A 21,514-nucleotide genomic window follows, 5' to 3' on the forward strand; every position below is an offset into this window, starting at 1 on the left:
CCCACCCAGTTGTTGATAAGAGCCAATAGATTGGTATTTATACCAAATTATTACTCGATGTCAGTCTGATAACGGTGCCGTAATCAGTCGTTATGAATGAACTCTTTATGGAGTTTATACATAACGTGTCGTATCAAGTCAGTCGTAGTAAGTTGTTTACATTGTTCAAAACTTCGGTTTTAGAATATTAAATAATGAGCGGATTGATAAGATTAAAGGAGTCAACTTATGGCATTAACGCTAGAGCAAAAACAACAAGTTGTGGCTGAAGTGTCTGAAGTTGCTGCTAATGCTTACTCAGCAGTAGCTGCCGAATATCACGGTATTGGTGTTGCAAAGCTTACTCAGCTGCGCGAACAAGCTCGTGATAAAGGTGTCGTTTTAAAAGTGGTAAAAAATACCCTAGCAAAACGCGCTTTTGAAGGCACTAAGTTTGAGAGCATGTCAGACCGTATGACTGGTCCACTACTTTTGGCTTTCTCTATGGAAGATTTGGGATCTGCCGCTCGAGTCGTTTTCGACTTCAGCAAAGATAACAAAGCTTTAGAGACCAAATTGGTATCAGTCGGTGGTGAAGTTTATGGTCCAGAAGAGCTAGAGCGCGTATCGAAGCTACCAACTCGCGACGAAGCAATCTCTATCCTAATGGCTACTATGAACGCACCAGTGACCAAGCTTGTCCAGACTATGAACGCAGTTCCTGGCAAGTTCGTTCGCACGGTAGCGGCAATCAAAGACGCAAAAGAAGCTGCTTAATTGCTTGTTTTAACGTAACTTTGACATCGCCGATTGCACTTTATTGCCAACCCTATTTAAACATTTGGCAAGCAATCCAAGCGATATTAAAACCAACTAAATTTTATCAGATAACGGAGAGTTCTCATGGCACTATCTAAAAATGATGTGTTAAACGCAATCGCTGAAATGTCAGTAATGGATATCGTTGAGTTAATCAGCGACATGGAAGAAAAATTCGGCGTAACTGCTGCTGTTGCCGCTGCTGCACCTGCTGCTGCTGGTCCTGCTGCTGCCGCTGCTGAAGAAAAAGACGAGTTTGACGTTGTTCTTGCCAGCTTTGGCGAGAAGAAAGTTGGCGTCATTAAAGCAGTACGTGAAGCTACTGGCCTTGGCTTGAAAGAAGCGAAAGATTTGGTTGAAAGCGCTCCAGCTCCAATCAAAGAAGGCGTAAACAAAGCTGAAGCTGAAGAGTTGAAAAAGAAACTTGAAGAAGCTGGTGCAACTATTGAACTAAAATAAGTTCAACTGCTGTACAAAAAAAGCTGGTAATGCCTTGCATTATCAGCTTTTTTTTATTATAATCCGTAGCTTGACCTTTTGTGTCTGCCAACATACGTATGCAACATCACGGTGGATACCCATCAAAAGGACAGACGATATACATGCAAGCACACTTAGTAGTTATTGAAATCAGTTAACGAGCTAAACGTCGATCGATGTTTGGCATTTTTTTGTGTCTGCATGCTTTTCATTAACACTATAATTTATACTGATTCTAAAAGTCACTGCTTTATAATAAGTCACTGTTTCAAAATTTATAGTTATCTCAGATTTTTAATCTAAACGCTGTTCATTAAGTCATCTGGTAAGGTTTTACTGTCAGTATATGCACTGGTAGACGGTAGATATCAGCGACGATATTACTTATGATAGCAGATGATGAGTAGGTTTTTAAAAGAGAAGTAGCAATAGTACTTTAAGTGAATTTACAAAGAGAATCAATAGTATCTAAATGCCAGTTATTGGTCTTAGATACGGTGCAGTGGTTACTCGTAAGTACTACAAAGTTAAAAGGTGCAAGGCATTGAAATTTTTAGTGTTAGCACTCATATAGGCATGCTTAGATGCCGATTTACGCTTAAATAAACTGGATTAATTATGCACTATACGCGTGAATTAATCAGCAGTCATTAAATGAGCATGAATATCCGTTTTATATTATCGTTTACGTTGCCAAGTTTGCATGATATTCATATTAAATAGTATTGATGCAAGTCGGCCGCGCTTTCAATTTGTTTCCACGTTTACTGTAAGGACTCTCGATGGCATATTCTTATACTGAAAAAAAGCGTATTCGCAAAAGTTTTGCTGAATTGCCTACTGTGATGGACATTCCCTATTTGTTGTCTATCCAAGTAGATTCTTATGAGCAATTTTTGCAAGAGCATAAAAAGCCAAAAGCTCGTGAGAATACTGGTTTACAAGCTGCGTTTTCTTCTATTTTTCCAATTGAGAGTCACTCTGGTAACGCAGAGCTACAATTTGTTGAATATTATTTAGGCACGCCTGAGTTTGATGAGCGTGAGTGTATCTTACGTGGTTCGACCTTTGCAGCGCCAATGCGCGTTAAAATCCGTCTGATTATCAAAGATAAAGACAGCAAAGACAAAGACAGCAAAGCGGCGATCAAAGACATCCGTGAGCAAAGCGTCTATATGGGTGAGATGCCATTGATGACTGCTAACGGTACCTTTATTATTAATGGTACTGAGCGTGTGATCGTATCGCAGTTGCACCGTTCACCAGGTGTGTTCTTTGACCATGATAAAGGTAAGTCGCATTCAAGTGGTAAAGTACTTTATAACGCCCGTATTATTCCTTACCGTGGTTCTTGGTTAGACTTTGAATTTGATGCCAAAGATTTGGTTTTCGCGCGTATTGACCGTCGCCGTAAATTGCTTGCGTCTATTATCCTACGCGCTCTAGGCCTAACTACCTCTGAAATCTTAGATTTGTTCTTTGATAAAGTAAAAGTATATAAAGGCGAAGAGCAGTTTGAGATCGATTTGGTTGCGGATCGTCTGCGTGGCGAGATGGCACAGTTTGATATCGTATCACCAGAAGGTGAGGTGATCGTCGAGCAGGGCAAACGTATCAACGCCCGCCGTATCCGTCAGCTTGAAGAAGCGGGTATGACCAAAATTGCGATTCCTGATGAGTATTTATACGAACGCATTTTGGCCGAAGACATCGTTGTCAATGATGAAGTGATTGCGCGTGCTAATACGCTTATTGATCATGAATTATTGGTTAAATTAAGTTCGTATGAAGCCAGTGATTCTATCAAAGAATTCAGCATTCTATTTACCAACGATATCGATCAAGGCAGTTATATTGCCGATACGCTACGCGCCGATAGCACCTCAAGCCGTGAAGAAGCCTTGATTGAAATTTATAAGGTCATGCGCCCAGGTGAGCCACCAACGGTTGAAACTGCTGAAAAGCTGTTTGAAAGCATGTTCTTTAACGCCGATCGTTATGACCTATCAAACGTTGGCCGCATGAAGTTTAACCGTCGTTTGGGTCTAGAGTTTGAAGACACTGACGATGCTGATGTACAGCGCGCGCGTAGTGTTTTGACTAATGATGATATCGTTAACGTTCTAAAAGAATTGATTGAAATTCGTAACGGTCGCGGCGAAGTCGATGATATCGACCATTTAGGTAACCGCCGTATTCGTTCGGTTGGTGAGATGGCTGAAAACCAGTTCCGTGTCGGCCTAGTGCGTGTTGAGCGTGCGGTAAAAGAGCGCCTATCATCAGCGGAATCTGATAACTTGTCACCACAAGATTTGATCAACTCAAAGCCTGTAGCGGCAGCAGTGAAAGAATTCTTTGGTTCAAGCCAGTTATCACAGTTTATGGATCAGAACAATCCATTGTCGGAAGTGACGCATAAACGCCGTGTATCAGCGTTAGGACCGGGCGGTTTGACCCGTGAGCGTGCAGGCTTTGAAGTACGTGACGTTCACGATACCCATTATGGCCGTGTCTGTCCGATTGAAACACCTGAAGGTCCAAACATTGGCTTGATTAACTCGCTTGCGACTTTTGCTAAAACCAACAGCTTTGGCTTCCTAGAAACACCATATCGCCGTGTGGTTGACGGTAAAGTAACGGATCAAATCGAATACTTGTCAGCGATTGAAGAAGTCGGTACGGTCATTGCTCAGGCGGATTCACCAGTAACGGCCGAAGGCGCGCTATCTGATGAAATGGTCAGTGTGCGTAGCTATGGTGAGTTTGTACGTATGCCGCCAGAAAAAGTGACGCATATGGATGTGTCGCCAAGTCAGGTGGTGTCGGTTGCCGCCGGTTTGATTCCGTTCCTAGAGCATGACGATGCTAACCGAGCGCTCATGGGCTCGAACATGCAACGTCAGGCTGTTCCTACGTTACGTGCTGATAAGCCGTTAGTTGGTACCGGTATGGAGCGTCACGTTGCTCGTGACTCTGGTGTTTGTGTGATCGCGAAGCGTGGCGGTGTGATCGAAGACGTTGATGCGTCGCGTATCGTCGTGCGTGTCAATGAAGATGAAATGGTCGCCGGTGAAGCGGGTATTGATATCTATAACTTGATCAAATACACGCGCTCAAACCAAAACACTTGTATTAACCAACGTATTATCGTTAACCAAGGTGATGAAATTGCTTTTGGTGATATCTTAGCCGATGGTCCGTCAACCGACCTTGGAGAGCTTGCGTTAGGTCAGAACATTCGTATTGCCTTTATGCCTTGGAATGGTTACAACTTCGAAGATTCGATTTTGTTATCTGAAAAAGTGGTCAAAGAAGATCGTTTCACCACCATTCATATCCAAGAATTAACTTGTGTAGCACGTGATACTAAGCTTGGTACCGAAGAGATTACTGCCGATATTCCAAACGTTGGTGAAGCGGCGTTATCAAGCCTTGATGAAGCAGGTATCGTTTATATCGGTGCTGAAGTTGACGCTGGTGATATCTTAGTTGGTAAAGTCACGCCAAAAGGTGAGACGCAACTGACCCCAGAAGAAAAACTGCTCAGAGCGATCTTTGGTGAAAAAGCCGCTGATGTGAAAGACACCTCATTGCGTGTTCCAACATCAAGCAAAGGTACGGTCATTGACGTCCAAGTCTTTACCCGTGACGGCGTTGAAAAAGATGCGCGTGCCAAAGCGATTGAAAAATCACAGCTTGATAGCTACCGTAAAGATTTAAAAGAAGAGCTACGTATCTTTGAAGAAGCGGCTCGTGGCCGTATCGCAAGCTTGCTTGATGGTCAAAAAGTCAGTGGCGGTTCTGGTCTAAAAGCCGGTACAGTCATGGCATTGGCTGATATGAAAGAGATGAGCCTTGAAACCTTGCTAGATATTCAGCCGGTTGAAGAAGAAATCTCTGAGCGTCTGACGCAAATCGCTGATTACTTAGTTGATAAGCAAAAAGACATCGATGTGAAGTTTGCTGAGAAAAAACGCAAATTGACCGCTGGTGATGACTTACAGCATGGCGTACAAAAAATCGTTAAAGTATATCTAGCGGTTAAGCGTCGTATCCAGCCTGGTGATAAAATGGCCGGTCGTCATGGTAACAAAGGTGTGGTATCGCGCATTATGCCGGTTGAAGACATGCCTTATGATGAACATGGTAATACCGTTGACATCGTCTTGAACCCACTTGGTGTACCATCGCGTATGAACATCGGTCAGGTACTAGAGACGCATTTGGGTATGGCAGCGAAAGGCCTCGGCGAAAAGATTGACGGTATGCTCAAAGCCCAAGCCGCGATTAAAGATTTGCGTGATTTCTTAGATAAAATCTATAACAAAGTAGGCGGTGAGAGCGTTGATCTTGATAGCTTAAGTGATGATGACATCATGGCGCTGGCGGACAACTTACGCGACGGTGTACCAATGGGTACCGCAGTATTTGATGGTGCTCATGAGTATCAAGTCAAAGAATTGCTTGAGCTTGCGGGAATGGATCGCGATGGTCAGCAGACCTTGTATGATGGTCGTACGGGTCAGAAGTTTGACCGTAAAGTAACCGTTGGCTATATGTATATGCTCAAACTTAACCACTTGGTTGATGACAAGATGCATGCGCGTTCTACCGGTTCTTACTCGCTTGTGACGCAGCAGCCGCTTGGTGGTAAAGCCCAGTTTGGTGGCCAGCGCTTCGGTGAGATGGAAGTTTGGGCCCTAGAAGCATATGGCGCGACTTATACCTTGCAAGAGATGCTAACGGTGAAGTCGGATGACGTTGAAGGCCGTACACGTATGTACAAAAACATCGTCGATGGTGAACAATACATGGATCCAGGTATGCCTGAATCGTTTAACGTATTGACCAAAGAAATCAAATCACTGGGTATTAATATTGAGTTAAAACAAAGCAACTAAAACCAAGGCAGGCAAAATTGCTGTTTAACTTAGTTGTCCACTAAAGGCAGTCTGCTTTATTGCTGCTGCTTTTAGTGATTTGTCTCAACCCTATTCATTGCCTTCATTCATCTTAGCCGCGCTCCTAATACGCTGTCAGATGATTATAAAGATAACGGAGAAGCAACTTGAAAGATTTACTCGATATCATGCAAAGCCCTACCGGTAACGGTAACCATGAATTTGACAGTATTCAAATTACGTTGGCCTCACCTGATGTGATCAAATCATGGTCACATGGTGAAGTTAAAAAACCAGAAACGATTAACTATCGTACGTTTAAGCCTGAGCGTGATGGTCTGTTCTGTGCCAAAATCTTTGGCCCAGTAAAAGACTTTGAATGTTTATGCGGAAAATACAAGCGCCGTAAATTCCAAGGCGTTATCTGTGAAAAATGTGGCGTTGAAGTCACGACCGCTAAAGTACGTCGCGACCGCATGGGTCATATCGACCTAGCGAGCCCTGTTGCGCATATTTGGTTCTTAAAATCTTTACCAAGCCGCATTGGTCTGTTGTTAGATATGACGCTTCGTGATATCGAACGCGTCCTATATTTTGAAAGCTATATCGTCACCGAGCCTGGTCTGACTTCTTTAGAGAAGTATCAGCTGCTTGATGATGAAGATTATTATAAAGCGCTTGAAGAATTTGGCGATGAATTCACAGCCAAAATGGGTGCTGAAGCGGTTCAAGATTTATTAAAAGACATCGATTTAGATATTGAGATTGATGAGCTGCGTGAAGCCATTCCGCAAACTGGTTCTGAGACTAAACTTAAAAAGATGTCTAAGCGTCTTAAATTATTAGAAGCATTCCGTGATTCTAATAACAAGCCTGAGTGGATGGTAATGAATATCTTACCAGTACTACCACCAGATTTGCGCCCGCTAGTACCGCTAGAAGGCGGCCGTTTTGCCACATCAGATCTAAACGATTTATATCGCCGCGTGATTAACCGTAACAACCGTCTAAAGCGTCTATTAGAGCTAAGCGCCCCTGATATCATCGTACGTAACGAAAAACGTATGTTGCAAGAGTCAGTTGATGCCTTGCTTGATAACGGTCGCCGCGGTCGTGCGATTACCGGTAGTAATAAGCGCCCATTAAAATCTTTGGCCGATATGATCAAAGGTAAGCAAGGTCGTTTCCGTCAGAACTTACTTGGTAAGCGTGTTGACTACTCTGGTCGTTCGGTTATCGTTGTAGGTCCGACCCTGCGTCTACATCAGTGTGGTCTACCGAAGAAAATGGCACTTGAGCTATTCAAACCATTTACTTATAACAAACTATTGTCTCATGGTTTAGCGACAACGATTAAAGCCGCTAAAAAGATGGTAGAGCGTGAAGAGCCACAAGTGTGGGATATGCTGGCCATGGTTATCCGTGAGCATCCAGTACTACTGAACCGTGCGCCGACGCTTCACCGTTTGGGTCTACAAGCATTTGAGCCAGTATTGATTGAAGGTAAAGCGATTCAGCTGCACCCTCTCGTTTGTACCGCGTTCAACGCCGACTTTGACGGTGACCAAATGGCGGTACACGTGCCATTGACCCTAGAAGCACAGCTTGAATCACGTGCGCTTATGATGTCGACCAACAATATCTTGTCGCCTGCCAACGGTGATCCAATCATCGTACCATCACAAGACGTTGTATTGGGTCTGTACTACATCAGCCGTTCATCAATCAATGCCAAAGGCGAGGGCATGATCTTTGCCACCGTTAATGAAGCATTGCGTGCGATTGGCTCAAACGATTTGCATGTTAACGCTAAGATTAAAGTGCGTGTGACGGAAACTCATGTCGACGACGAAGGTAATGAGACCAAAGAAGTCAAGATGCAAGATACCGTTGCTGGCCGTTTGTTGATCTGGAATATCATGCCTAAAGGTATGACGTTTGATGAGTGTAACCAAGAGATGACCAAGAAAAATATCTCTAAGTTGATCAACTCTTGCTACCGTAAAGTTGGCGTGAAAGAAAGTGTTATGTTTGCTGACCAATTGATGTATCTTGGTTTTGCACAAGCAACCTTATCTGGCGTGTCTATCGGTATCGATGACATGGTCATTCCACCGCTGAAAAAACAAATCATCGAAACCGCTGAAGCAGAAGTTCGCGAGATTGAAGATCAATTCGAGCAAGGTTTTGTGACCGCGGGTGAGCGTTATAACAAAGTGGTTGATATCTGGTCGCGTACCAATGATAAAGTCGCTAAAGCGATGATGGATAACTTGGCGACCGATAAAGTCATCAATGCCAAAGGTGAAGAAGACGAGCAGAAATCGTTCAACTCTATCTTTATCATGTCGGATTCTGGTGCTCGTGGTAGTGCCGCTCAGATTCGCCAGTTAGCAGGTATGCGTGGTTTGATGGCAAAACCGGATGGCTCAATTATTGAGACACCGATTAAAGCCAACTTCCGCGAAGGTTTGACCGTATTGCAGTACTTTATTTCAACGCACGGTGCGCGTAAAGGCTTAGCTGATACCGCTCTAAAAACCGCTAACTCAGGTTACTTGACGCGCCGTTTGGTTGACGTAGCGCAAGATTTGGTTATCACTAGCGAAGATTGTGGTACTGAGGAAGGCTTGCTCATGAAGCCGCACATTCAAGGTGGCGAAATCATCGAGAAACTCGGTGAGCTAGTCCTTGGTCGTGTGACCGCGCGTGATGTTACTTACAACGATGATGCGTCAAAAGTCTTGATTCCAGCAGGTACCTTAATCGATGAGTATTGGGTAAATGTGCTTGATAACAACGCGATTGATGATATTTGGGTACGTTCGGTCATCACGTGTGATATTGAGCATGGCGTTTGTTCACAGTGTTATGGTCGTGACCTTGCTCGTGGTCATAAAGTCAATATCGGCGAGTCAGTCGGTGTTATGGCAGCGCAGTCTATCGGCGAACCTGGTACTCAGTTAACCATGCGTACGTTCCACGTTGGTGGGGCTGCAAGTTCTGCTTCTGTAGACAATAGCATCTCAGCACGTAATGCGGGTCAAGTGCACTTTGAGAACATGAAAACGGTACAACATACCGATGGTCACTTGGTTATCGTATCGCGTTCAGCAGAATTGGCATTGACCGATGAGCTTGGCCGTGAGCGTGAGCGCTATAAAGTACCTTATGGTTCAAGCGTCCTTGTGAAAAACGAAGAGCAGGTCGAAGGCGGTCAAACCATCGCTAAATGGGATCCGCACACTCATCCAATCATTACAGAATTTGCGGGTACCGCACGCTTTAGTGATATTGTTGATGGTTCGACAGCAACAGTTAAAGTTGATGATGCCACTGGTATGAGCTCGTTTGAAATCCTAGCGACTCGTGACCGTTCAAGCTCAGCCAAAGACTTACGTCCGGCGATTATCTTGAACACTGACGAAGGTAAAGAAGTGGTTTACTTCTTACCAGCTGAAACGATTATTCGTGTTAGCGACGGTGAGAAAGTAGCAGCCGGTTCGATTCTAGGCCGTGTACCACAAGCGTCTTCAGGAACCAAAGATATTACCGGTGGTCTACCACGCGTTGCTGACTTATTTGAAGCGCGTCGTCCGAAAGATCATGCCATCATGGCAGAAATGACCGGTGTCGTCAGCTTCGGCAAAGAGACCAAAGGTAAAAATCGCTTCATTATTACCAATGAAGATGGTGAAGTCCATGAAGAGCTAATCCCGAAATGGCGTCAGATCAACGTCTTCGAAAACGAGACGGTTGCTCGTGGTGAGATTATCGCTGATGGTCCACAAAACCCGCACGATATCTTACGTCTAAAAGGACAAACTGCGCTTGCTGATTATATCGTAAACGAAGTTCAGGACGTTTATCGCTTACAGGGCGTGAAAATCAACGACAAGCACATCGAAGTTATCATTCGTCAGATGCTGCGTAAAGTTGAAGTCACGGACGGTGGTGATTCAAGCTACTTTAAAGGTGACCAGGTTGAGTACGCTGACGTCAAAGCGCTGAATGCGAAACTGGAAGCGGAAGATAAGTTCCCAGTTAAGTATGAGCGTCAATTGCTTGGTATTACCAAAGCAAGCTTGGCAACAGAAAGCTTTATCTCAGCGGCATCGTTCCAGGAGACAACCCGTGTCCTAACGGCGGCAGCTGTGACAGGTAAAGTTGATGAGCTACGCGGTCTAAAAGAGAACGTGGTGGTTGGTCGCTTGATTCCTGCTGGTACTGGTCTTGCTTATCATAAAGCTCGCAAAGAAAAAGCGGAGCAAAAGCTGCAAGATAATGATTTGAATGCAGCGTTTGATATGTCTGCTAGTACCGATAGCACAGACTTTGCAAGCTTTGATGAAGCCTTTGCTCAAGAGCTTAACCAAGGTAATCATTAATCTAAATAACCTTTAGTTATTTCTCTCAATAAAAAAGCCAGCCTCAGTTGCTGGCTTTTTTATTGCCTAAAGAAAATAGAGTTTATAAATTATTTTTGTATACCATCACTTTTTTAGGTGTAATGGACATTTTTCATGCTGGCATAGGGTCTAACGCTATATACTGTCTATATTTGCAAGGAATCAACGCCATGAATCAAAAAACTGCCCTTTTTGTCGTGATAAACACACTAAGAAGACTGTAGTCTCAAGACCATTCAAAGACGCTTAGATAAAGTCAGTACCCAGTATCAGATTAAGCGACCAAAGGCTGCTAATATCATCATGGACACCACTTACTTTGGTCGCAAGTTTGGTTTAATGGTCTTTATGGACAATACCCCTAGAACCGTACTTTATTACGCGATAGTGAGTCATGAAACCAACAGTGCCTACAAACAAGGAATTGATTATCTAGCGTCTTTAGGCGTTGATATACAAAGCATCACCTGTGATGGTAGACGAGGACTGCGTACTCTATTCACCCGCACCCCTTGCCAGATGTGCCAGTTTCATCAGGTGCAAATAGTGACCCGCTACCTCACTCGTCGCCCTAAGAACATAGCAAGTATTGAGCTTAGACGGCTTACTTTAAACTTAACACAGCTTAATAAAGCTGACTTCATAGAGCGCTTAGATCACTGGTATGTGAATCATGAAGCCTATCTCAATGAACGTAGTACCAATGACGATAACACTAGAACGTGGTACACGCATAAGCGCCTTAGAAGTGCTTATCGTAGCCTCAGAACCAATAGTGATTGGTTATTCACTTATCAAGAATATAAGCATCTAGACATACCAAATACCACCAATTCTCTTGAAGGATTATTCAGTGAGTTAAAGCGTCAATTACACAGTCATCGCGGACTAAGTGAGCACCGTAAGTTACGGTTTATTAAAGACTTTCTACTATCAAAGTCGCTCAAATAGCATGAATTATGTCCATTAGCGAGTACCTTCTACTTTTTAGCATGAATTTTGTCCATTACACCCTTTTTTATAATAACTTAAGCAAAACGTACATTGCTATAAAGATGCCTTTTAAATTACTATTAATAGATTTTGAGCGCGTTATAGAATGATATGACATTTTCAATGACGGTAGCCAATTAAACAATTCACTTCATTCAATTAACTTATAAATACATAGGGATAAGCGCATGGCCGGTAAGACTCGCGTTGCTAAATACCAAGCTGATCGTACCAATCAAAAATTATATTTTTGTCGTTTGGGCTGTCAAGCAGCTGCTAATACGAGCGATAAACAACTATACCAAGCGCACTGTGAGACCGCTATTTTTCATTTATACGGCGCCTATCTTGCTTTTATACAAGAGCTTGGAAATTTTTATGGTTTAACGATGACCGCGCCAACCTTAGCAGATATTGAAGAAGGACTAAGCGCCCGTACGCAAGTATCGCCTGAAGTACAGCGCTTAGAGCAGCTTTTACAGCAAGGTTTTTTGGCTGATATAGAGCGTGCCTATCAGCGTTGTCTATATCCAGTGTTACCTGAGAATGTAATAGATGATAAGGTAATAAATGACAAGGCAGGTCGCGGCACAGCAGCGGCACCCGATCTGATTGTTAATGTCGTGACGTTATCAAATCAGTGGCTGCCAGATGAGGCGACCATACGCGAATGGCGGCAGCAATTATTAGAGCTGATCGAACAACTGCGCGCCGGTATGGTTGAGTTTTAAATAACCTCTAGGCTTTTATACTCTGTTTAAGTAATAGGCTTTATTTTTATAAATAAGTGTTAATAAAAAAGGTCTGGCACAGTGAAATTGTGCCAGACCTTTTCTTTGCATCTAAACTAAAACTGTCCCTTATTTATTCGGGCATCGGCGGCATGCGCTCAACCGGCGTGGCTGATAAAGGTTTGTTTTGAGGATTACCGTTATCAGTACGACTTGGTTTTGGTTTTTCAGGAGCGGGTCGATTTTGAATCTGCTCTTCAACTGGCTCAGGGGCAGGTGGCTTACGTTGTTGAGTGGTGGTTTTGACTGGCTTTGCTGATTTGCCATCATCTGCTTCTTCATCTTCAAGCTCAGCTGCGCCTTCGTCCATCATTTCTATGATAGTCTGCTTCTGCTTTTTAGATTTGGCACGGTTATTGATAGCTACCCATTGATGAGGGGTGTTATTTAACTGGGCTTTCATAAAGTCCATCCAAACAGGCAGCGCTGCCACGCCGCCATATTCACGGCGTCCAAGCGTTGATGGCTGATCAAAGCCCATCCAAACGACAGTAGCATTGGTAGGATGAAACCCTGCAAACCATGCGTCTTTTGCTTCATTCGTCGTTCCGGTTTTGCCACCAATGTCATCGCGTCCCAACGCTTTCGCGCGCACAGCCGTACCGCGCTGGATAACGTCGCGTAGAATATCGGCCATCTCAAAAGCCACTCGCGGTTTTAAAATACGCGGCGCTTGCTCAGCACGTACATACTGCAAAACTGGCGCTTTTAGGCGATCCGAATCTGGACTGGCATCATAAACTTCTACATCAAGTGCTTTGCTATCTTTTAATGGACTGTCTTCTGTAGCATCAGAATCTGAACTATTTTCAGCTTTAATATCGCTCTCTGATTTTTTCGACGCCTTATTTTCTTCTTCTACTTTTGCTTCATAATCTTCGATAAGTTTTTTGTTGAGGTCGTCGAGCTGTTCATTAAAACATAACGCGCATGCTTGTTGCGGGTTGGCTTGAAACAGCAGCTTATTATTATTATTATAAATTTGGTCGATAAAATAAGGCTGAATACGATGACCACCATTGGCAAAGGTCGCATAAGCCGTCGCCATTTGTAATGGGGTAGCTTGACCTGTGCCCAATGCTAACGACAAAGTGGTAGGCAGCTTTTCTTTATCGAGTCCAAACTCATCTAATAAATTACGTGCATCGGAGATACCAATGGCTTGTAGCAAGCGAATAGACACTAAGTTACGTGATAAATAAAGTCCACGGCGCAAGGTAATATCGCCTAAAAAACGTTGGTCAGAGTTTTTAGGTTTCCAATCGCCTACTTGAATCGGACGGTCTGAAACAATGCTGTCTGGGCGGTAGCCTTTTTCTAGGGCCGCGGTATAAACCAGTGGTTTAATCGTTGAGCCGGGCTGGCGCCAGCCTTGTAGGGCGCGGTTAAATTTACTGTGATTAAAATCAAAACCGCCAACCAAAGCTCGTACAGCGCCTGTTTCAGGGTTTAAGGAAACCAAACTGCCTTGTACGTCTGGTATTTGACTCAATTGCCAACTGCCATTAGCGGCTGGTATCAAGCGCACGATGTCATTTTTACTAACAATCTGGCTGGCATTACTCGGAAAATAGCCAATACGGTCGGCAGAGATATATTTACGTGCCCAGCTCATGCCAGACCAATTGACGGTGACGCTTTCACCGGACTGCAGGATTGCTTCAAAACTGCGTGAGTTAACCTTGGTGACTTTCGCCGGCGACATATTGCTATAACGACGGAATTTTTCCAGCGGTTCACCGTTTGCTTCTGGACCGCGCCAGCCATGACGATGCTCGTAGGCCACAAGCCCCGTCAATATTGCCTTTTCTGCCGCTTTTTGCGCTTCACTATCAACAGTCAAACGCACGCGCCAACCGCCATTCATGACTTGTTCGCCATAGCGCTCGACCAAGGCAGAACGTGTCATCTCTGCCAAATACGGCATGTTCATATCAAGCTTTTCTTGATAAAGGTTGATACCGATAGGGGCGTTGATCGCTTCGTCGTGCTGCTGCTTGGTGATATAACCAAGCTCATGCATACGGCCAATAATCCAGTTGCGGCGGGTGAGCGCACGACTAGGATTGGCGACAGGATTGTATTTAGAAGGGGCTTTTGGCAAACCTGCAAGCATAGCCATCTCGGCCACCGTCAGGTTCTCAAGTGATTTACTATAGTATTTTTTGGCAGCAGCGCGGATACCATAAGCGCCTTCGCCTAGATAGATTTTATTGACATATAAGGTAAGAATGTCGTTCTTACTCAGCTCATCTTCTATTTTACGGGCTAAGAACAGCTCCGTTAATTTACGGTTTAATGTACGTTCAGGGCTTAAAAAGTAGTTTTTAGCGACCTGCATAGTGATGGTAGAGCCGCCGGTTTGGCTTTCATCGTCGGTTACCACTTCGGTCACGGCGCGACCAAGTCCTTTAATACTGATACCGCTATGCTGGAAAAATGTTGCATCTTCGGCCGCCAAAAAGGCATGCGTTAAGCCTTCGGGGATTTCTTCAAATGTAACTGGTAGCGATAAACGGTTGCCATACTGACCAATCAGCTTGTCGTCACTACTATAAATCTGTAAAGGCATCTCAAGATTGGCGGTTTTAATCTCTTGGGTACTGGGTAAGGTTGGCGCTAAATACATCGCCATACCATAAAAACCAATCGGTACAGCAAGCGCTAAAATGAGCGCTAACGCTAAGCAGGCAATGAAAAGCCCCACCAAAAAGTGAATGAGACGAGCGGTAGCATTTTTTTTGGTCATAATCAGGCTTATCAATTAAAATTTGCAACAGGTAGGAGATTATACCTTGAACAAAATAGGCAGGTAATAATAAATGTGTAAGTGTGGCTTAATAAGTAGTCTAAATGCTTGATAAACAATCTAAATGCTTGAATCTATCTATTAAGTAAAGTGTTGTACTAAATTATTACAAATAACTATCAGAATGTACACTTAATATAAGGTATAGAGTTTGTGAGGCTATTTACTTCTAAAAGTCGGCATTTGATTGGCGTGGATATTTGCGCCACGTCAGTAAAGCTGGTCGACATTCAGCGCCAACAAGGTATCTTTCATTTAAAGTCTTACGGTATCGAAGCGCTACCAGAAGGCGTAGTCGTTGACAAACTCATCGTAGACACTGAGGCCGTAGGTAATACTATAGCAAGCCTAGCACGGCGTTGCCAAGCTGCGGGCAGTAATGCGGCAACTGCTGTATCAGGTTCTGCTGTGATTACCAAAATTATTGATATGGATATGGTGCTTAACGATGTCGAGCGTGAAGCGCAGATTCGTTTGGATGCCGATCAATATATTCCTTATTTATTAGAAGATGTAAATTTAGATTTTGAAGTACTAGGGCCGTCACTGATAAATGATGATATGGTGCAAGTGCTCCTAGCGGCGTCGCGCTCAGAAAACGTCGACCAAAGAGTCGATGCGCTTACTTTTGGCGGTTTGCAAACCGAAGTGATGGATATCGAATCGCATGCTATTGAGCGTGCCTTTGGTTTGATGGTCGATAATCTCTCAAATATACCAGACTTGGTCGCTTTAGTTGATATTGGTCATAACCAAACGACCTTATATATAGCTAAAAACGGTGAGTTTATTTATAGCCGTGAACAGTTATTTGGTGGTGCGCAGCTCACTGATGCGATTCAAAACCGTTATGGACTATCTGCTGAAGAAGCAACCATTAGCAAACGTGAACGCACTCTACCTGATGATTACTACCCTGAGGTATTGACACCGTTTATCGAAAATACCATTCAGCAAATTACGCGCTCATTACAGTTTTACTTCTCATCAAGCCAATACAGCAGTATCGATCATGTCGTGCTAGCAGGTGGTAGCAGCTCTATTGCAGGGCTTGCCGGTATGGCGCAGCAACGATTGGGTGTCCCTGTCACTATCGCAAATCCGTTCATCAACATGACCATTGCTCCTTATATCGATAATGAGCAACTGGCGATTGATGCACCAAGCTTAATGGCCGCGTGCGGTCTTGCGTTAAGGAGCTTCGACTAATGGCTCGTATTAACTTATTGCCCTGGCGGCAAGAAGAGCGCGAACGCCGCAATAAAGAATTTATCACTTTGGTGGCCGCAGTAACCTTGCTCACTTTATTAGCGGCATTTGCCTCATGGAGCTATTTTAATAATGAACTCGATGAGCAATTGGATGCCAATGCGCTGATTGAGCAAGAAAACGCGCGCTTAGATAAAGCCTTAGTAGAGATTGATAGCTTAGAACAACGCCGTGAAGACATCATCTCACGGATGCAGGTTATCCAAGATTTGCAAGGTCGACGTCCGGTTCCAGTCCGTATATGGGATGATCTTGCCAAAGCAATACCGCCTGCTCTGTATTTAACCAATTTAAAACGCGAAGGCGATGTACTGACGTTAACAGGTCTTGCTGATAATCCAAATATCGTCTCTAGCTTGATTCGTAATCTAGACAGCAGTAAATGGATGGGCAATTCAGCGGTAAGCAATATTCAGCAGAATATCAGCGCCTATCAAGCCGCGCCCATCTTAGAAAATACGGTGACTACTGGAGCGCAGCCGCGTCCGGTTTATCCTGAAGACAGCTATGTTCAGTTTGTTGTCACGACTAAAGTACAGTCAGAAACAGCGGAAGCGACTGAAGCTAACGCTGCGTCTGGAGGTGAGTTATGAAACTGATTCGAAAAAAGAGCTTGGTTAAAACCAAGAAAGAGGCGTTAAGTACGAAAAAGCAGTTTGACTTGAATGAGTTTCGCCGCAGTTTCGAATCATTAGACAGCGAAAACTACGGCAGCTGGCCGCTTCCTGTCAAAGTTACCGTGATTGGATTTATTATTGCTTTGATTGCAGCGCTATCTTGGGCGCTGCCAATCAGCAGTAAAATTGATGAAATTAATGCCGCTGAAAGTCAGCAGCAAACTTTACTTGATAGCTACCGCGAAAAAGAATCGCGTGCGCGTCATTTAAAAGCCTATCAAGCGCAAGTGATTCAAATGGAAACTGAGTTTAATACTTTACTCGATCAACTCCCAAAAGATACCCGCGTATCAGAGCTGGTCGAAGGTATCAATATGACGGGCGTTGGCAGTAACATTCGTTTTCAAGATATCTCTGTTGAGCCTGAAATTGAGAATGAGTTTTTTATTGAGCAGCCTATTCGTATCGCTGCCTTAGGTGAATACCATCAGTTTGGTAGCTTTATCAGTGGTCTTGCTGCCTTGCCGCGTATTATTACCATGCATGATTTTGAAGTCAGTAATCCGCAGCCAACTCTAGATGTATTGCCTGAGCTCAATCTGGTGCTACAAACCAAAACCTATCGCTCAAAAGAAGCTGCTCCTGAAGGTGAAGAAACCGCCACACCAGACGCTGCTACCACTGATGCTGCAGGAGGCAACTAATGCGTATCCAAAAACTGCCCATGCTGCTGATTTTAAGCGCGACTGTTTTGTCAATGACCGGTTGTACTGACCGTATTGGCATGGCAGAGCAGGCGATGACTGATATTCGCAACCAGCCAGCACAGCCAATTGAGCCGCCGCCCAAAGCTGAGCTGGTAGAAGATTTTGTTTATAGTGCCAGTACGCAGCGCAGCCCATTTTTGCCACCAAGCTTAGTGAATGTCCAAGGCCCTGCCACCTCTATTGATGGTGTGCGCCCTGATATAACCCGAGTGAAAGAACCACTTGAACAATATGAGCTGTCGCAACTCGTCTTTCGCGGCGTCGTTATTTCACCTGAAGGTCAGCAATATGCCTTAGTGCAGCGTCCTGACGGTTCGGTTGCGAGCGTAAGAGTCGGTAATTATCTTGGCTTAAATGACGGCCGTATTGTTGAAATCACGCCGACCCAGATTAACTTGATCGAAATTGTGCCAGACAGCCGCGCTGGGTTTGTTGAAAAACCCCAGTCGCTGGTCTCCCCTATAAGCTAAGTCGGCAGATTTTTTGAGGAATATATAATGACAGTACGCAACAACAAGGTAATGACGATGAGCGACCGCGTATCTTCTAGTTTTGCCATCTCTGCATTGGCAATGAGTATGGTAGCAATAAGTAGCAGTGCTCATGCTGAGCAGCGTATCAATAACGTCTCTGTGGTACAAACAGCGCCAGCGGTTACCCAAATGCGCTTAGGGTTTGCCGGTAAGCCAGTATTACCTGCTGCCTATCAGCTTGATAATCCAAGCCGTTTGGTATTAGATTTTGAACAAGTGCAAAATGGGCTTGCCAGCCGTTTTAGTGAATATAATGTTGGTATGATCAACGATGTCACTACCCTGAATAGCGACAATACCACGCGTCTGATCGTCGGTCTCAAACAAGCGGGCAACTATACTACCGCTATTGAGGGCAATAATTTGCTGCTAACCATCAGCGACCCTAGTCGTCCGGTGGTTAATCAAGTAGTTACCAATGACCCAGTCCAAGACTTATTAAATGGCAACGCAGCTATCACCACTACTGCGGTAGTGACGCCAATTGTTGAAAGCAGTAGCGTTGCAGTTGCACCAATTAAAACCAAAGTAGTGAAAACTCAAGCAGTTGCAACACAGGCACCTGCTGATACGATGGTAGTGCGCGTCAATCCTTTATTAAGCCCACAGCTTGCCGCCTCACAAGTGAGTAAGCAATATAGTTATGATGGTTTAACGGCGGTTAATTTCACTAAAGGCAATGACGGCGGCGGTAATGTCAGTATTGCACTTGCTAACGAAGCTATTCCAGTAGACGTGCAGCGCCAAGGTAATAAGTTGGTGGTTCGTTTAACGGGTAGCACGGTACCGAGAAACTTGCTGCGCCGCTTGAATGTGAATAGCGGTCTGGTTGATAGTATTGATACCAAAAACCAAGGGCAAAATGGTGTGATCACTATTAATGTCAAAGAAGATTTTGAATATCAGGCTTACCAATCAGGCAATCAATTAAACATCAGTATCAGAAAGCCCGAGCTACTACGCGAGCCGACATTAGAAGAAAAAGTCTATACCGGCGAAGCATTATCGATGGAGTTTCAAGACGTCGAAATCCGTAGTGTTTTAGATATATTGGCCCAGTTTACAGAAATGAATATTGTGGCGAGTGACTCGGTGGCGGGCAACATCACTTTGCGTTTGATTAATGTCCCGTGGGATCAAGCACTAGATATTATTCTAAAGAGTAAGAATCTTGGCAAACGTGAAAATGGCAATGTGATTTTGGTCGCACCTTCGACTGAGCTTGCAGAACAAGAAGCGCGTGAGCTTGAAGCGCAGCAAGCGGTTGAGTCTTATGCACCGCTACGTACAGAATACATTCGCTTAAGCTATGCTAAGGCAGCAGATGTATTGACGCTGATCTCTCAAGGCAGTGGTTCAACAGGTAGTAGCGGTACTGGCAACGCAAACTCTGTTGATAACAATACCTTATTGTCAAACCGTGGTACGGTAACGGTCGATGAGCGTACCAATACCTTGATTATCAAAGATGTGGCTGAAAGCATCGAGAATATTCATAAGCTGATTGGTAAAATTGATATTCCAGTCCGTCAAGTAATGATTGAAGCGCGTATCGTTAGCGCAACCGATAGCTTTAGTAAAGAGATTGGCGTGCGTTGGGGGATTTTATCAAACGGCGCTGCCAATAACCGTAACTTGTTGGTCGGTGGTAGCAATCAGACGCTATGGGACTTAAAAGACTTTGATGTAGAGACGACGACCGTCAATGGTCAAACAGTTTCTTATCCTAAGTATGACATCAGCCGTCCTGATAACTTAAACGTGGATTTAGGGGTTGCCAACCCAGCGGGTAGGATTGCTTTTGGACTGCTTAGCATGTCAGATGTGATGCTCGATCTTGAATTATCAGCCCTACAAGCAGATAACCGCGGTGAAGTGATTTCGACGCCAAAGATTTTGACCGCTGATAAACAAACGGCAAAAGTATCTTCTGGTACGCAAATACCTTATCAAGAAGCCTCGGCCAGTGGCGCGACCACCACCAGCTTTAAAGAAGCGGCATTGAGCTTGGAAGCCACGCCAAACATTACCCCAGACGGTAAAATTGGTTTGCAACTGCTTATCACCAATGGCACACCGACTATCATTAATAATCAGGTTGCGATTGCTGAAGATTCTATTTCAACCAATGTGATTGTGGAAGATGGGCAAACCGTTGTACTGGGCGGCGTCTTTAAAAACCGTAAAAGTAATGGGGTCGATAAAGTACCTTTCTTAGGCGACTTACCTTATGTTGGTCGTGCGTTCCGCAAGGATGTACGTAACAATGCAAAAGAAGAGCTATTGATCTTTGTCACGCCAAAATTGATTAATGATGGTACCAGTCGCCTAAACTAATCTAGCGTTTCATTATTTCATAATAGAAAAAAGCAAGCAGCAACGCTTGCTTTTTTTATGGGTAAGTTTTGTGCCTCCCTATATTTTACTGACAATAATCAATACACGTTACTAGCCAGAATATCCATGACGTTGTATCATACCTAATTTAGCTGAGTGCGTATTATGGTTGAGGAATTACCGTCGGTATTTCTAGTGGGGCCGATGGGAGCGGGAAAGACCACCATTGGCAGATTGCTTGCTAAGCAGTTGGGACGCTCGTTTGTAGACAGTGATTGGTATATCGAGTCGCAAACTGGGGCTGATATTGCTTGGATATTTGCCAAAGAAGGCGAAGCGGGCTTTCGAGAGCGCGAGACGCGTGCCATTGATGAGCTGACGCAGCAAACACAAATTGTCTTAGCAACCGGCGGCGGTGCGGTAATGGCCGCTGAAAACCGAGCGTTTCTTAAAGAGCGCGGCATCGTCGTCTATCTCAATGCTCCGGTGGACGTGCAAATGGCGCGTACTGCAAAAGATAAGTCGCGACCTTTATTACAACAGCCCAACCCTAGAAAAATATTGCAAGATTTATACAGCGCCCGCGACCCCTTATATCGGCAAGTGGCGCATATTATCATGCCGACCGGTCATACTTATCCGCGCCATATGGTCAATCAGTTATTGCAGAAATTAGAAACCTTTTGTGAGTCGACTTCTATTAGCTCAGCACATGAAGAAGATGAATAATAAAAAATAAAATTTCGTTAATGAGCTTAAAAAATATTTATTAAAAATCCGCTAAATTTAACTCAATCCTCATACTTAAGG

12 protein-coding genes and 1 pseudogene are annotated in these 21,514 nt (G+C 44.2%); 12 read left to right on the forward strand and 1 reads right to left on the reverse strand.

What is annotated here, in order from left to right:
- Positions 1-228 precede the first annotated feature (228 nt).
- The 6 genes and pseudogenes from rplJ (at position 229) to CXF58_RS12580 (ending at position 12,312) form a co-directional block, all read left to right on the forward strand.
- Positions 229-756 carry a 50S ribosomal protein L10 gene (gene rplJ / locus CXF58_RS12555; RefSeq protein ID WP_025652244.1) on the forward strand — a complete coding sequence of 176 codons (528 nt, stop codon included), beginning with the start codon at positions 229-231 and terminating at the stop codon, positions 754-756.
- Positions 757-882: 126 nt separating this feature from the next.
- Positions 883-1,257, forward strand: coding sequence for a 50S ribosomal protein L7/L12 (gene rplL / locus CXF58_RS12560; protein WP_102077691.1), 375 nt, complete (start codon positions 883-885; stop codon positions 1,255-1,257).
- An 803-nt stretch (positions 1,258-2,060) separates the two neighbouring features.
- Entirely contained in the window at positions 2,061-6,179 is a 4,119-nt protein-coding gene (rpoB, locus tag CXF58_RS12565; RefSeq protein ID WP_068405086.1) for a DNA-directed RNA polymerase subunit beta, read from the forward strand.
- A gap of 167 nt (positions 6,180-6,346) precedes the next feature.
- Positions 6,347-10,567, forward strand: coding sequence for a DNA-directed RNA polymerase subunit beta' (gene rpoC / locus CXF58_RS12570; protein ID WP_102077692.1), 4,221 nt, complete (start codon positions 6,347-6,349; stop codon positions 10,565-10,567).
- Positions 10,568-10,816: 249 nt separating this feature from the next.
- Positions 10,817-11,539, forward strand: a pseudogene (locus tag CXF58_RS12575) (IS256 family transposase, variant Zn-binding type); the annotation flags it as partial.
- 230 nt (positions 11,540-11,769) lie between these two features.
- Positions 11,770-12,312 (forward strand): DUF6586 family protein, encoded by a 543-nt coding sequence (locus CXF58_RS12580; RefSeq protein ID WP_102077693.1) that lies wholly within the window; start codon positions 11,770-11,772, stop codon positions 12,310-12,312.
- A 133-nt stretch (positions 12,313-12,445) separates the two neighbouring features.
- Here the strand turns inward: CXF58_RS12580 and CXF58_RS12585 are convergent, their stop codons facing one another.
- Positions 12,446-15,121: a penicillin-binding protein 1A gene (locus tag CXF58_RS12585; protein WP_102077694.1), complete on the reverse strand. Its 2,676-nt coding sequence runs from the start codon at positions 15,119-15,121 to the stop codon at positions 12,446-12,448.
- 213 nt (positions 15,122-15,334) lie between these two features.
- Between CXF58_RS12585 and pilM the strand changes: the two genes are divergently transcribed.
- The 6 genes from pilM to aroK all read left to right on the forward strand — a co-directional run bounded on the left by pilM (position 15,335) and on the right by aroK (position 21,433).
- Positions 15,335-16,390 (forward strand): type IV pilus assembly protein PilM, encoded by a 1,056-nt coding sequence (pilM, locus tag CXF58_RS12590; RefSeq protein WP_102077695.1) that lies wholly within the window; start codon positions 15,335-15,337, stop codon positions 16,388-16,390.
- Positions 16,390-17,043, forward strand: a complete 654-nt coding sequence (locus tag CXF58_RS12595) for a PilN domain-containing protein (RefSeq protein ID WP_102077696.1) — start codon at positions 16,390-16,392, stop codon at positions 17,041-17,043. The genes pilM and CXF58_RS12595 overlap by 1 nt, the downstream gene beginning before the upstream one ends.
- Positions 17,040-17,771, forward strand: a complete 732-nt coding sequence (locus CXF58_RS12600) for a type IV pilus inner membrane component PilO (RefSeq protein ID WP_068405096.1) — start codon at positions 17,040-17,042, stop codon at positions 17,769-17,771. The genes CXF58_RS12595 and CXF58_RS12600 overlap by 4 nt, the downstream gene beginning before the upstream one ends.
- Entirely contained in the window at positions 17,771-18,304 is a 534-nt protein-coding gene (locus tag CXF58_RS12605; protein WP_068405097.1) for a pilus assembly protein PilP, read from the forward strand. Before CXF58_RS12600 ends, CXF58_RS12605 begins: the two co-directional genes overlap by 1 nt.
- Positions 18,305-18,331: 27 nt before the next feature.
- Complete coding sequence (gene pilQ / locus CXF58_RS12610; protein ID WP_102077697.1) at positions 18,332-20,704, forward strand: type IV pilus secretin PilQ; 2,373 nt, start codon at positions 18,332-18,334, stop codon at positions 20,702-20,704.
- Between the two features lie 165 nt (positions 20,705-20,869).
- Positions 20,870-21,433: a shikimate kinase AroK gene (gene aroK / locus CXF58_RS12615; protein ID WP_068405099.1), complete on the forward strand. Its 564-nt coding sequence runs from the start codon at positions 20,870-20,872 to the stop codon at positions 21,431-21,433.
- Positions 21,434-21,514 lie beyond the last annotated feature (81 nt).

Source organism: Psychrobacter sp. Sarcosine-02u-2 (assembly GCF_002836335.1).
In the GTDB taxonomy this organism is placed as follows: Bacteria; Pseudomonadota; Gammaproteobacteria; order Pseudomonadales; family Moraxellaceae; genus Psychrobacter; species Psychrobacter faecalis.